Here is a 13,097-nt window from a genome sequence, read left to right on the forward strand (position 1 = left end):
GCGTGCACTTCGTTCCGAGACTGTTCCGACATATGGGACAGATTACGCTCACCCCCGATACCCCAGATTAAAGCTATCCGCCTTGCTCACAGCATCAATAACACGCACTGTCCCGGACTTACTCCGCATGACCATCGTCTGTGTGGTGACTTTGTCGCCGCGCCATTTGACGCCTTTGAGCATGGTGCCGTCGGTGACGCCCGTGGCGGCGAACATGACATCGCCTCCGGCGAGGTCCATGAGGTCGTATTTCTTGTTGAGGTCGGTGATGCCTGCCTTCTCGGCGCGGGCGAGCTCTGCGTCGTCGGCGAATTTGAGGCGGCCCTGCATCTGACCGCCGACGCAGCGGAGGGCGGCAGCGGCGAGGACGCCTTCGGGGGCGCCGCCTGAGCCCATATACATGTCAACGCCGGTGTTTTCCGGGTTCGTCACGTGAAAGACGCCGGCGACATCGCCGTCGGGGATGAGGAAGACACGGGCGTTGAGCTTGCGCGCGGCATTGATGATGTCGTTGTGCCGCTCGCGGTCGAGGCAGCAGATGGTGAGCTGGCTCGGATCGACGCCCTTGGCCTTGGCAAGGCTCTGGATGTTGTCTTCCGGCGTGGCGTCGAGATCGACCGTGCCTTCGGGATAGCCGGGGCCAATGGCGATCTTGTCCATGTAGACGTCCGGCGCGTGGAGGAGGCCGCCCTTGGTGGACATGGCGACGACGGCGAGGGCGTCGGACATGGCCTTGGCGGTGAGGGTCGTGCCCTCCAGCGGGTCGAGGGCGATGTCGATCTCCGGCCCGCCCTGGCCGACTTTCTCACCGATATAGAGCATCGGCGCCTCGTCCATCTCGCCCTCGCCGATGACGACGGTGCCGGAAATGTCGAGCTTGTTGAGCGCGGTGCGCAGGGCATCGACGGCGGCCTGGTCGGCGGCCATCTTGTCGCCGCGACCGATCATGGTGGAGGCAGCGACGGCGGCGGCCTCGGTGCAGCGGCCGAGCTCAATCGTCAGGATGCGGTCTAGATAGGCGTTCTGGTCTGCCATTGGTCAGGTATCCTCTCGAAGAATGGGGTAGACGGAAGGCCGAGAGAGCACGTGATCCAGGCTCTCGGCATGCCTGGCAGCTTCGAGGAGCGCCGCGGTGGGCGCCTCGTGGGTGGTGATGACGACTTCGACGCGGGAGGCGCCGTTATCGGCAGGGCTCTGGCGGATGGTCTCGACGCTGATGTTCTCTTTGGCGAGGATGTCGGCCAGGGAAGCAAGGACGCCGGGGACGTCCTCGACCTCGAAGCGGAGGAAGTGAGGCACGGGCTCTGCGTCGGGGCTGACGTCCGGGCTCTGGTCGATGGTGCCCGTGGGGCGGGCGAAGACCGGGCCTGTGGAGCCGCGGGAGATGGTGACGAGATCGGCGACGCAGGCCGCTGCGGTGGGGCCGCGCCCTGCGCCAGGGCCTGAGAAAGCGACGCGGCCGAGGGGGTCTGAGTCCGCAACGACGATGTTCTCGCCGCCCCCTCCGATATCGAGCGCGGAGGTCAGCGGCACGAGCGCCGGGGCAACGCGGGCGGCAAGGCCCTGCCCGTCCCGGCGGAGGACAGCCACGAGCTTCATCCGTAGACCGAGGGTCTTGGCGGCGGCAAGGTCTTCGGGGCTGACCGTGGAGATGCCTTTCGGCGCAATCTGGTCGAGGCTGGGCATGGCACCGAAGGCGAGCGCGCCGAGGATGGCGAGCTTCTGCGCGGCGTCGATGCCGTCGACATCAAAGCTGGGGTCAGCCTCCGCGAAGCCGATGCGCTGGGCCTCGGCGAGGGTGTCGTCATAGGTGCGCCCTTCCTCCATCGCCGCGAGGATGAAGTTGCAGGTGCCGTTGAGCACGCCCTGGAGCTTCGTGACCTTCGAGCCGGAGAGGCCATCGCGCAGGCCACGGATGACGGGCACGCCGCCCGCGACGGCGGCCTCGAAGCGGAGGGCGACGCCTTTCTCCTCGGCGAGCCTTGCGAGGGCGAGGCCGTGCTTGGCGATCAGGGCCTTGTTGGCGGTGACGACGTGCTTGCCCGCGTGAAGGGCGGCTTCGATGGCGGCCTTGGCGACGCCGTCCTCGCCGCCCATCAGCTCGATGAAGACATCGGTGCCATCGGCGGAGGCCATGGCGACGGGATCGTCGAACCATTCAAAGCGCGAAATGTCCACGTCGCGCTCGCGGTCCCTCGACCGAGCTGAAACCGAGATGACCTGAAGCATGTCGGAGAAGCGGTCCTCGTCCGTGATCTGGATCAGGCCGGTGCCCACGGTTCCAAGGCCGGCAATGGCTAGACGAAGTTGCGACATGGGGTGGCCTCCTCTCTGACAGACCTGCACTAACAGCCGTTTCGCAGGTGCGGCAAGCACATGACGAGGTTGAAAGGTTCCGACGCCTTACCCAACTGCGGGTCCGGGAGGATTGCGTGGGATTCCAAATGCTTTCTGCGGGCGCTTGCGTGCTCGCCATGACCGCGGCCTGCGCGACGGTATCGGAGCCGCAGCTGGGCGACACCATGACCGAGGTCATGGAAGAGACCGGCGCCCGAGGTCTTGCTGTCTCGACGACGGGTGCGGACCGGGAGACGGTGCTGACCGTGGCTCGGGGCGAACGGAACGAGGCTGGCGATCCCCTCACCTCCGAAACGGTGATGTACGGAGCATCGCTGACCAAGTCGGCTTTCGGTTATTTGGTCCTCATGCTGGTAGATGACGGGCTCCTCGAGCTAGACCGACCCATCGCAGCAATGCTGCCCAAGCCGCTGCCTGAGTATGAGGGCTTCCGGAACACACACGCGCCGTGGGAGACCCTGGATGACGAGCGCTGGCGGCGGATCACGCCGCGCATGGCCTTGACCCACACGACTGGGTTCAGGAACTTCAACTTCGTGACGCTCGAAGGCGAGCTCAACTGGGACAACGGGACGGTGGACATCCACTTCGATCCCGGCACGCGGTTCAGCTATTCAGGCGATGCGTTCATCCTCCTCCAGTTCGCGCTTGAACAGGGTCTTGGTGTTGATGTCGGCGAAGAGTTCCGAGAGCGGATCTTCCGTCCGCTGGGCATGGAAAAGACCGACCTGATATGGCGGGACGACTTCGCCGAGAACTTGGCCGATGGCTGGGACATCAACGGTGAGCCCGAGCCCCATGATGACCGATCCAAGGTCCGGGCCTCGGGGTCCATGGACACGACGATCAAGGATGTCTCGCGCCTCTTCAGCGCCATGGCAGCTTGTGAGGGTCTTTCCAAGAGTTCCTGCGAAGAGCTGACCAAGCCGTCCTTCTTGATCCGGACGAAGTCGCTCTTCCCGCTGATGCAGGAAGACGGGCCCGAGGACGAGCAATACCCGACCCTCGCCGCCGCGATCGGCGGTTATGTCATTGAAGGCCCGCAGGGCACGGTCCTCTTCAAGGGCGGGCACAACAACATCACCGGGAACATGGCTGTGTGCCTGATCGAGAGGCAGCAATGCACGGTAATCCTCGCCAATGACGTGCGTGCCGAGCGGGGCTTCCCGAAGATCATCCGCGAAACCCTGGGCGAGACCGGCGTGCCGTGGGAATGGGAGTATCCGGCCCTGGACCTGATCGACTGACCGCGAACAGGGCTTGCCTCCCCCCGTCAATCCAGCGGCGGCGGTGTCGGGAAGTCGAGCGCCCCGACATCGATGGCCGGTCCAAGCTCCTGCTGGCTCTTCAGTTGCGCGATGAGAGCCTTCAGTTCGGCCACGGTGGCGTCGGTGGAGAGCGGGTCGTCGCTGATCGCCGCGCGCTGGCGCAAGGCCTCGAATTCCGATGCTGCGCTGCGAAGCTCGCCTGCCTGTTCGCCGGGAATGCCTCTGCCGACCACGGCCGCTTCGCCGGGGAGTGGGACAAGCACCGGGTAGCGCTCTTCTTTCTGTCGCACCTCGGCCAGCCTTTCGAACCGGGCTTCAGCCTCCGTGACCGGAGGTTTCGAAGCGCACGACGCCAGCATGACGATTCCCAATACGAAAAGTGTGCGCTGCATCTGAGCCTTCCGGTTGCATTCAGCTCCTGCTTCGCTTTTGAACATGTTCGTCGGAAACGACCAGCGGGTAAAAATTAAGAGGTTTTTCGATGTCCAGGACGCAAAAGACCACTGCGCCGACGACGCCTCCGCGTCGTAGGACAACCAAAGCCACAAGCGAGAAGGCTGCCGACATGGCCGACGACAAGCCGACCACGAAAAAGCCTGCCGCGAAAAAAGCGGTCGCGAAGAAGAGCGCGGCGAAGAAGGCGCCTGCCCGGAAAGCGCCCGCGAAGAAGGCAGCTCCCCGCAAGGCGCATGCGAAAAAGGCCAGCGTCAGCAAGGCCACTCCCAAGAAGTCCACACCGAAAGAAGCTGCCCCGAAGAAGGGTCCCATCCCCGCCGAGCAGGTGAAGAATCCGCCCGCGAACAATCCCTTTGCAGGCGCTGTCGCTGCCGATCTTGGTCCTTATACGGATATGGCCCAGCTCGCGCGGACGATGGCCGACATCAACATCAAGGCGCAGGAGGTCCTGCGCGATGCGGCCGAGCGCCGGATCGACAGGGGCCTGCGCGGAACCGTCGAGCCGGCAGACCCCCTGAACGTTGCCGAGGCGACGAGCGAGGTGGTCACCGCCATCACCTCCGACCCGTTGAAGGTGATGAACCTGCAGATGTCGCTGTGGGACAATTACACCAAGCTCTTCGCGACCATGACCGAGAAGCTCTCTGGCAACAAGGACGCCGAACCGGTCGTCGAACCGAGCCCTTCGGACCGCCGCTTCCAGAACAAGGCGTGGGAGGAGAACCCGGCCCTCGACTTCGTCAAGCAGAGCTACCTGATCCTGTCGCGCTGGGTCTATGAGGCCATCGACAAGGCCGAAGGGATCGACGACGCCACCAAGCGGCGGGCGCAGTTCCATGCGGACCAGTTCCTTTCGGCCATGTCGCCCACCAATGTCCCCGCCCTCAATCCCGACGTGGTCGAGGAGGCGATGGCGACGAAGGGCGCCAATTTCATCAAGGGCCTCGAGAATTTCATGGCCGACCTCGAGCGCGGCCACGGCGAGCTGGCGATCAGGCAGGCCGATCTCGATTTTTTCAAGGTTGGCGAAAACCTCGCCACCACGCCGGGCAAGGTCGTCTACCAGAACGACCTCATGCAGCTCATCCAGTACGAGCCGACGACAGAAACCGTGGCCGAGCGGCCCATGGTGATCTTCCCGCCGTGGATCAACAAGTTCTACATCCTCGACCTTCAGCCTTCGAACAGTTTCATACGCTGGCTCGTCGACCAGGGCCGGACGGTGTTCGTCGTCTCCTGGGTGAATCCGGGGCCGGAGCTGAAAGACAAGTCGTTCCCGGACTATATGCGCGAAGGCGTCTACGAAGCCCTCGAAGCCGTCACCCGCGCCACCGGCGCGGAGAGCTACGATACGATCGGCTACTGCATTGGCGGCACGCTGCTGGCGACAACGCTGGGCTACATGGCGCAGCAGGGTGATGAGCGGATCAATACCGCGACCTTCTTCACCGCACAGACGGATTTCAGCGAGGCCGGCGACCTCCTTCTCTTCATCGACGACAAGCAACTGGCCAACATCGAGAAGCAGATCGACGCGTCAGGCGGCGTGCTCGAAGGCTCTGCCATGGCGCGGACCTTCAACATGCTGCGGCCGAACGACCTCATCTGGTCGGCCTTCGTCGACAACTATTATCTCGGCAAGGAAGCGAAGAAGTTCGACCTTCTTTACTGGAATGCCGACAGCACGCGGATGACAAAGGCGTGCCACCTCTATTACCTCAAGAATTTCTACCGCGACAACAAACTGGCCAAGGGCGAGCTGGAGATCGAGGGGGTGCCGATCGACCTGACCGCCGTGAACACGCCTGTCTTCATGCAGGCCGGCGAGAAGGACCATATCGCGCCGCCCAACTCGGTCTACCGTTCGGCGAAGCTCTTCGGGGGCGACGTGACCTATATGCTGGCTGGGTCCGGCCACATCGCAGGGGTCATCAACCACCCGGACAAGAAGAAGTACCACTACCGGACCAATGAGAACCTGCCCGACAGTCTCGATGCCTGGAAAGCCGATGCCGAGATGCACCAGTACAGCTGGTGGCCCTACTGGATCGAGTGGCTGAACGAGAGGTCCGGCGGCGAGATCCCTGCGCCACGGCCCGGCGACGGTGAGCTGACGCCGATCGAGGACGCACCAGGGTCCTACGTCAAGGTGCGTGCGGAGTAACTGCGGGCATTCGATTTCGAAACAAAATCACGCGTCGTTGTTGGCAAGTCTGCAACGGTTCTTTTCTAACTTACGGGCTCTTGATTGCCGGGACGACGCGGTTCACCTTTCGTTAAGGACAAGGGCGCACGTCTCACATTAATGAGCGGTAAAGGAAATCGTTCAGGGTCGCAGGGATGACTGATCAAAGGTCAAAAACCAGAGAGCTTCTCGAGAAACTCGCTTCGACCGAGTACCGACGCTCCGTGCGCGCGGACCAGATCTTCCGTACCCTTCGTGACGAACCGCCGCGCAACGACAACGAACCCAAAAAGGTCGCCAAAGCCTAGGGTTTTACCCCTTCCGCCTCCGTCAACAGGTAAGCGTATTCGGTGCCGCTGAGCGCCCGCTCGACCTCAGGCCAGTTCTCGACAGTATCGGACAGCGGTTTGGTGACCGCTTTCTTCAGTGGCGTTGAGGTCGGCATGGGCTCGATCCCCAGGAAGTTCTGGATACGGAGGAGCGTCTGGTCCTGGACCTCAGGTGACTTGATGTCCCGTCCGTACTCGAGGGCAAGGTGGGGGATGTCTTCCAGCAGCCTCCGCTCCCACGCCATGGCATCGGCGCGGCCGGCCACGCGCCGCGTGATCTTGTCAGGGTCGAGGGAGACGGTCTTCTTGCGGAGCTGCTTGCTCTCCGTGACATGATAGACCCGGTTCTCTCTCGCGACCTGCAAGCTGATGAGATGAGCGAGGTGATGGGCGCGGCAGAGATGAATGATCTTCCAGCCATCGCCGTGCATCGCCGAGAGAAAGCGGCGGACATCCTGTTCGCGCTGCATACGGACGAGGTGGTCCATCGGCTTCGTGTGGAAGCCGAATCCAAGGCCCCCGGCACCACGGGCGCGGTTCTCGGCATAGGCCCGCGGGAGGAGCATGGGGCGATCGAGGATCTCGTCGGCACAAACAAGCTGCGGATGGCTGTTGAGACTGGACGTGAGGAACGTGCTGCCCGTCCGCCCCTGCGCGACAATCAGGAATCGGAGGTCCGGCAGGGGCTTCGCACGGTGGCGCCAGGCCGCTGCCTCGAAAGCGAAGCCGAAGGGCAGCCGGTAGAGAAAACTCGCCTTGCGATCGAGGCTTTTACGGAGAGACGGCACGGAACCCGAGTTAGTTCGCGTCGTCCTCGGGCACAGTGTCTTCTTCCATGGTGATGCGACCGCCCTGCTTCTCCATCTCGGCGAGCAGGCTTCGGATCCGTCGCGCGTTGAAGCCGAGGTCGGACCTGCCCACCCGCGACTTGGAACGGATATCGACAACGGTAGCGACATTGTGAGCGTTCCGCAGGCGGATAACTACGTCATCCTTGAACCCGAAGAGCGGCACCGTCGCATAGGCCTCGATCCGCCCCTCGGCAGGCTCGGCAGCGACAATGCGCAGGCCTTCCTTCTTCACCGCATCCATGGCGATCTCCCACGCTTCGGGCAGTGGCTTCTGCATCACCAAAGGCTTGATGTCCGGATAGGCTTCGAGCTGCTGTTCGGTCTGGGTCCCGTCATACTCGGGCGGGTTCGGGGCATCGGCGCGCAGGGGAAGGATCGCCACGAATTCGGGCGGATTTACCCAGTCGGTCGTGATGTCGTGGATCGGCGGCACGCTTTCCGCCTGCGCCTTCATCCAGATCGGCAGGTAGCCAAGGCCGCCCGCCGTCAGGGCGACCGCGAAAGCAGCGACCCCTGCGAGGAAACTCCTGCGCGCAAGCAGGACACCGGCGGCGGCGACGCTGCCAAGGGCACCAATGCCGAGCGCCCCCAGCACGATCGGGTTCCGGAACATGCCGAAGACTGCCCCGAGCCCCCAGAGGCCCCAATTGTAGCCATAGATCACGACCAGAACCGAAAGTGCGATAACGAGCGTCACGAGGACGACAAAACGCGGCCAGGCTTTCATCAGCCCCTCCCTGGAAAAACCAGAAAGAGAAGTAGCACGCACGGCAGGCAAGGGCGAGCGCCGCGGCACGAAAGGAGACGTCTTACACCTTAGGTGGTCATGATCCGAAGAGAAGACTGCGATGATCGCCGATGGCCCCAACCCCGGCAGTCAGTTGCCCCCCGCTTCCGGCCAGCGTCGAGCACCTTCTCCATGACCCGGAACAGCCCCCTGTAAGCGCTAGCGGATAATCAGGGGCGTGAGCACCGAAGCGACCAGCGTGATAATCAGTACGGCAATGAGGTTGAGCTTGATCCCGATCCTCGCCATGCGCGCGATGGAAACCTCGTGGGTAGCAAACGCAATGGCGTTCGGCGCAGTCGCCATCGGGAACATGAAGGCGCAGGACGCCGACAGCGCCACCGGGATGGCAAGCGCTGCCAAGTCCATCTCTGCCGCGGCAGCAACCGCCACGATCACAGGCATGAGCGCTGCAGCCGTGGCGACGTTGGATGTCACTTCGGTCCAGAAGATCACGAACATCGCGAAGACGAGGATCAGGAGCACGCCGGGCAGCGAGGTGAGTCCCGCCATCTGGTCCGCGAGGTAAGTGCCGAGGCCCGTGGAGGTCATCGCCGCGGCGATGCTCAGGCCTCCGCCAAAGAGGAGGACCACATCCCAGGGAATGTCCTTCGCGGTGTCCCAGTCGAGCAGCATCGCGCCCCGGTCTTGCTTGCAGCCCGCCGGCACGAGGAACATCGCGATGGCACCCGCTATGGCGATGACGTGGTCCGTGAGCCCCGCGAAAGGTGCGACACCAAAGAGCGTCAGGTCCTGGATGAATGCCCGCCGGAAGATCCAGAAGAATGCGATCACGCTGAAGACGATCAGCGTGCGGATCTCTGGCCTGGTCCAGTCACCGAGGGCTTCGAGCCGTTCGCGGACGACCTTCTGGGGGTTGCCGGCAGGCGTGCCGATCGGACCTGACAGCTTCGTCAGGACGAACCACGCCGCCGGGATCATCAGGAGGACCGTGGGGACACCGAAGCTCATCCAGGTGGCAAAGTCGAGGCGGTCATCACCGACCTGCTCCAGCGCGCCGATGACGATCAGGTTCGTAGGCGTGCCCACTGGCGTGGCCAGTCCGCCGATCGACGCTCCATAGGCGACAGAGAGGCAGAGAGCCACCGCGAGCGGTGCGCCCTCACCCTTCTTCGCGCCAAGGCTCTGGGCCACGGAGAGCGCCACGGGCATCAGCATGATCGTCGTGGCGGTGTTGGAAATCCACGCGGACAGCACCGCCGAAGCGATCAGGAAGCCGAGGCACAGCCCGGCTGGCTTCGCGCCCGCTTGGCTGACCGTAAGCAATGCGAGGCGCTCATGAAGCCCCCAGCGCTCGACGGACTTTGCGATGATGAAGCCGCCAAGCAGCAGGATGATAATCCTGTCGGCATAAGGCGCAGCGGCCTCTTGAATGTTCCGCACGCCGAACATGGGCAGGACCACGAGCGGTAACAGCGAGGTGATCGGGATGGGGATCGCCTCGGTGACCCACCAGATCGCCATCAGCGAAAGGAGAGCGACGACCACCCAACCGGAGAAGCCAAGCTCCGCCGGAGCGCCGATGAGCATGAGGACGACAAAGACTGCAGGCCCGAGGAACAGGCCGATGAGCTGCGCCTTCGACTTCGCAGCCGCCTCGCGCGCGGAGATCCGGGGTTCTGCCATGACCGGCATACCGGACCCTGCATCGCCCGGACTGTCAACCGCGGCTGCCGGTGATGGTTGATCCTCGGCGCTGGATCATGACCTTTCAGGGAGGAGGTGCGCCATGGCTGAAATCAAACGGCTTGGCCCGGACGATGTTTCTCTCTTCCGGAAGATGATGAGGATGTTTGGGGAGGCGTTCGTGGAGCCTGGGAACTATTCGGCGGAGGGAGTGAGCGCTGCCTACCAGCGTGAGCGGCTCGGGGATCCGACGTTCTTCGCGCTCGCGGCGCTGGCGAAGGGCAAGGTGGTCGGCGGCCTCTGCGCCTATGAGCTGCTAAAGTTCGAACAGCAGCGCAGTGAGATCTATATCTACGATCTCGCCGTTGATGCGCGGCACAGGCGCAAGGGCATCGCAACTGCGCTGATCGATGAGCTGCGCCTGATTGCGCAGGCTTGTGGTGCCTGGACGATTTTCGTGCAGGCTGACCACGGCGACGATGAGGCGATCGCGCTCTACACGAAGCTGGGGACGCGCGAGGACGTCCTCCACTTCGATATCAAGCCCTGAGGCTCACTCCCACTCGATCGTGCCTGGCGGCTTCGACGTGATGTCGTAGACCACGCGGCCAATGCCGACGCAGTTGTTGATGATCTTTGTCGAGACCCGGCTCAGGAAATCATGCGTGAACGGATAGGTGTCCGCCGTCATGCCATCAGTCGAGGTCACGGCGCGCAGGCCGAGGACACGGTCATAGGTCCGCGCATCGCCCATCACGCCGACTGTCCGCACGGGAAGCAGCACGGCGAAGGCCTGCCAGATCTCGTCGTAAAGTCCCTCCTCGCGGATGGCGTCGAGATAGATCTTGTCGGCCTTGCGCAAGAGGTCAGCACTTTCCTTGTCGACCTCGCCAGGGATGCGGATCGCAAGGCCGGGCCCAGGGAACGGATGGCGCTTTACGAAGGCGTCAGGAAGGCCAAGCTCCCGGCCGAGCGCCCGCACCTCGTCCTTGAACAGCTCGCGCAGCGGCTCGACGAGGTCGAGGCCCATGCGCTCGGGCAGTCCACCGACATTGTGGTGCGACTTGATCGTGACCGAGGGGCCGCCGGTCGCGGAGACCGACTCGATCACGTCCGGGTAAAGTGTGCCTTGGGCAAGGAACTTCGCGCCCTCGACCTTGCCGGCTTCCTTCTCGAAGATCTCCACGAAAAGACGGCCGATGATCTTGCGCTTCTGCTCCGGGTCGTCGACGCCCTTCAGCTCACTGAGGAACAGGCCCTCGGCTTCGACGTGGATCAGCGGGATGTTGTAGCTGTTGCGGAACAGCTCGACGACTTGCTTGCCCTCGTCCATCCGCATCAGGCCCGTATCGACGAAGACGCAGGTCAGCTGGTCGCCGATCGCTTCGTGGATCAGGACGGCCGCCACCGCGCTGTCGACGCCGCCGGAGAGGCCACAGATGACCTTGCCGTCGCCGACCTGCTCGCGGATCTTCGCGATCATCTCATCCCGGAAGGCGGCCATGGTCCAGTCGCCGGAAAGACCGCAGATATTGCGCGTGAAGTTCGACAGCAGCCGCGCGCCGTCGAGGGTGTGGACCACCTCTGGGTGGAACTGCACGCCGTAGAACTGGCGCACCTCGTCGGCGATCACCGCATAAGGGGCGTTTTCGCTCGTTCCGACGACGGAAAAGCCCTCCGGCAGGCTGATGACCCGGTCGCCGTGGCTCATCCAGACGGGGTAGCTGCCGCCCTTTGTCCAGACGGTCTGGAACAGGGAGCAGTGGTCGGTCGCTTTCACCTCGGCACGACCGAATTCGCGCTCGCCGGAGACTTCGACCTCGCCACCGAGTTCCTTCACCATCACCTGCTGGCCGTAGCAGATGCCGAGCACAGGCACGCCATAGCCAAGCAGATTGGAAACGTTCGGGCGATCGGCGCTTGTCACCGATTTCGGGCCACCGGAGAGGATGATCCCCTTCGGCGCATAGTCTTTCAGGAAAGCGTCATCCGTCTTCGTGTACGGATGGATCTCGCAGTAAATGCCGTCTTCGCGCAGGCGGCGGGCGATGAGCTGCGTCACCTGAGAGCCGAAATCGACGATCAGGATGCGCTCATGATGCTGGGCAGCGTGCTGTTGGTCCATGCGGGCGCATAGCGGGGTCCGGCGGGGGTTTCAATCGCCCCGCCAGCCTCATTTTGCACCTGCTCAGTTGGACTGCGATTTCAACGCGTCGCGGATCTCGGTGAGGAGTTGGATCTCTTTCGGAGGCTCGGCCGGCGTTGCCTCCGGCTCTTCCTCCGCCTTGCGCTGCAGGCTGTTCATGCCCTTGACCAGCAGGAACACGGCCCAAGCGACGATCAGGAAGGAGATGACGTTGTTGATGAAGAGGCCATAAGCGATGACCGGCGCGCCGGCCTCCCGCGCCGCCTCAAGGGATTCATACCGCTCGCCCAACGGGTTCCAGTAGAGATCCGCGAAGTCGATACCGCCAGCGATATACCCGATCGGCGGCATGATGACGTCATTGACCAGAGATTTCACGATCGTCGAGAACGCACCGCCGAGAATGATGCCGACCGCAAGGTCAACCGCGTTGCCCTTGACCGCGAACTCCTTGAACTCATCGATAATGCCCATGCTGGTGTCCCTCCTGCAAACCTAGGCTTCGCAGGCATCAGTGGATGCTTCTTAGCATTTGACAAGTTCGCGCAGCAGCCCGCCGCGGAAACAGTCCTGCGCGACCGCTCAGGCGAGGACGCCTTTTTTCTTCTGGCGACGGGCGTACCACCAAAAAAAGACGATGATCGCGAGGACCACCATGCTGGCGACGTAATAGGATGCTCCCATGACCTCGGGGCCGCCATCGAACAGCGTGGCAAGGAGGTTGAGGACGAACACCACCGGCCCGATGGCAAAGAGCAGAACCGCGAAAGCCTTGCGCATCAGGAACAGGATGGCCGCGAGAAGCCCGGAGAAAACACCGATCGCCCAGAGCGCGACGCGCCATGCAGGCATGGCTTCCCAATAGGCGATCTGTTCCTGGGACCAGCCCTGGGAGGCGAGGTAGTCGGTCCCCGCCGAGACGGTCATGAAGTAATCGAAGCAGCCATACCCGTTGAACAGGAGCGCCAGCACGCCGACGATCCAGAAGAGAATACCCGGTTTCATGGTCGTTCCTCCCTGCATCACAAGGAAGGCACCCTACTCTGCGTCCGAATGTCCCTCCTAGCGGA

At 63.2% G+C, this 13,097-nt stretch carries 13 protein-coding genes; 4 read left to right on the top strand and 9 right to left on the bottom strand.

Going from position 1 to position 13,097, the window contains the following annotated elements; all coding sequences use genetic code 11:
• Nucleotides 1-48: 48 nt before the first annotated feature.
• Both glpX and IE053_RS13215 read right to left on the bottom strand, forming a co-directional pair.
• Nucleotides 49-1,035, bottom strand: a complete 987-nt coding sequence (gene glpX, locus IE053_RS13210; RefSeq protein ID WP_189576736.1) for a class II fructose-bisphosphatase — start codon at nucleotides 1,033-1,035, stop codon at nucleotides 49-51.
• Nucleotides 1,036-1,038: 3 nt separating this feature from the next.
• Entirely contained in the window at nucleotides 1,039-2,316 is a 1,278-nt protein-coding gene (locus tag IE053_RS13215) for a homoserine dehydrogenase (RefSeq protein ID WP_189576738.1), read from the bottom strand.
• Between the two features lie 116 nt (nucleotides 2,317-2,432).
• On the opposite strand from IE053_RS13215, the gene IE053_RS13220 reads away from it, so the two are divergent.
• Nucleotides 2,433-3,605: a serine hydrolase domain-containing protein gene (locus tag IE053_RS13220; protein ID WP_189576740.1), complete on the top strand. Its 1,173-nt coding sequence runs from the start codon at nucleotides 2,433-2,435 to the stop codon at nucleotides 3,603-3,605.
• A 26-nt stretch (nucleotides 3,606-3,631) separates the two neighbouring features.
• On the opposite strand, the gene IE053_RS13225 is transcribed toward IE053_RS13220, so the two are convergent.
• Nucleotides 3,632-4,018, bottom strand: a complete 387-nt coding sequence (locus IE053_RS13225) for a hypothetical protein (protein ID WP_189576742.1) — start codon at nucleotides 4,016-4,018, stop codon at nucleotides 3,632-3,634.
• Between the two features lie 173 nt (nucleotides 4,019-4,191).
• Here IE053_RS13225 and IE053_RS13230 point away from each other — a divergent pair, with 173 nt between their 5' ends.
• Complete coding sequence (locus tag IE053_RS13230) at nucleotides 4,192-6,246, top strand: PHA/PHB synthase family protein (RefSeq protein WP_189576744.1); 2,055 nt, start codon at nucleotides 4,192-4,194, stop codon at nucleotides 6,244-6,246.
• Between the two features lie 176 nt (nucleotides 6,247-6,422).
• The gene (locus tag IE053_RS13235) at nucleotides 6,423-6,575 is read left to right on the top strand and encodes a hypothetical protein (RefSeq protein WP_189576746.1); all 153 of its coding nucleotides are present in this window, start codon (nucleotides 6,423-6,425) and stop codon (nucleotides 6,573-6,575) included.
• Here the strand turns inward: IE053_RS13235 and IE053_RS13240 are convergent.
• The 3 genes from IE053_RS13240 to IE053_RS13250 form a co-directional block, all read right to left on the bottom strand.
• Nucleotides 6,572-7,384: a hypothetical protein gene (locus IE053_RS13240; RefSeq protein WP_189576748.1), complete on the bottom strand. Its 813-nt coding sequence runs from the start codon at nucleotides 7,382-7,384 to the stop codon at nucleotides 6,572-6,574. The genes IE053_RS13235 and IE053_RS13240 overlap by 4 nt on opposite strands.
• Before the next feature lie 10 nt (nucleotides 7,385-7,394).
• The gene (locus IE053_RS13245) at nucleotides 7,395-8,174 is read right to left on the bottom strand and encodes a DUF1499 domain-containing protein (protein ID WP_189576749.1); all 780 of its coding nucleotides are present in this window, start codon (nucleotides 8,172-8,174) and stop codon (nucleotides 7,395-7,397) included.
• Between the two features lie 219 nt (nucleotides 8,175-8,393).
• A complete protein-coding gene (locus tag IE053_RS13250; protein ID WP_189576751.1) occupies nucleotides 8,394-9,881 on the bottom strand; it encodes an SLC13 family permease in 1,488 nt (495 codons plus the stop codon).
• Between the two features lie 103 nt (nucleotides 9,882-9,984).
• On the opposite strand from IE053_RS13250, the gene IE053_RS13255 reads away from it, so the two are divergent.
• Nucleotides 9,985-10,431 (top strand): AAC(3)-I family aminoglycoside N-acetyltransferase, encoded by a 447-nt coding sequence (locus tag IE053_RS13255; RefSeq protein ID WP_189576753.1) that lies wholly within the window; start codon nucleotides 9,985-9,987, stop codon nucleotides 10,429-10,431.
• A 3-nt stretch (nucleotides 10,432-10,434) separates the two neighbouring features.
• Here the strand turns inward: IE053_RS13255 and guaA are convergent, their stop codons facing one another.
• The 3 genes from guaA to IE053_RS13270 all read right to left on the bottom strand — a co-directional run bounded on the left by guaA (nucleotide 10,435) and on the right by IE053_RS13270 (nucleotide 13,032).
• Nucleotides 10,435-12,006, bottom strand: coding sequence for a glutamine-hydrolyzing GMP synthase (gene guaA / locus IE053_RS13260; protein WP_189576755.1), 1,572 nt, complete (start codon nucleotides 12,004-12,006; stop codon nucleotides 10,435-10,437).
• Nucleotides 12,007-12,069: 63 nt separating this feature from the next.
• The gene (gene mscL, locus IE053_RS13265) at nucleotides 12,070-12,501 is read right to left on the bottom strand and encodes a large conductance mechanosensitive channel protein MscL (RefSeq protein ID WP_229786225.1); all 432 of its coding nucleotides are present in this window, start codon (nucleotides 12,499-12,501) and stop codon (nucleotides 12,070-12,072) included.
• Between the two features lie 108 nt (nucleotides 12,502-12,609).
• Nucleotides 12,610-13,032, bottom strand: a complete 423-nt coding sequence (locus IE053_RS13270; RefSeq protein WP_189576757.1) for a hypothetical protein — start codon at nucleotides 13,030-13,032, stop codon at nucleotides 12,610-12,612.
• Nucleotides 13,033-13,097: the final 65 nt, after the last annotated feature.

Origin of the sequence: Parvularcula lutaonensis (assembly GCF_014651915.1) — a bacterium.
GTDB lineage: Bacteria > Pseudomonadota > Alphaproteobacteria > Caulobacterales > Parvularculaceae > Parvularcula > Parvularcula lutaonensis.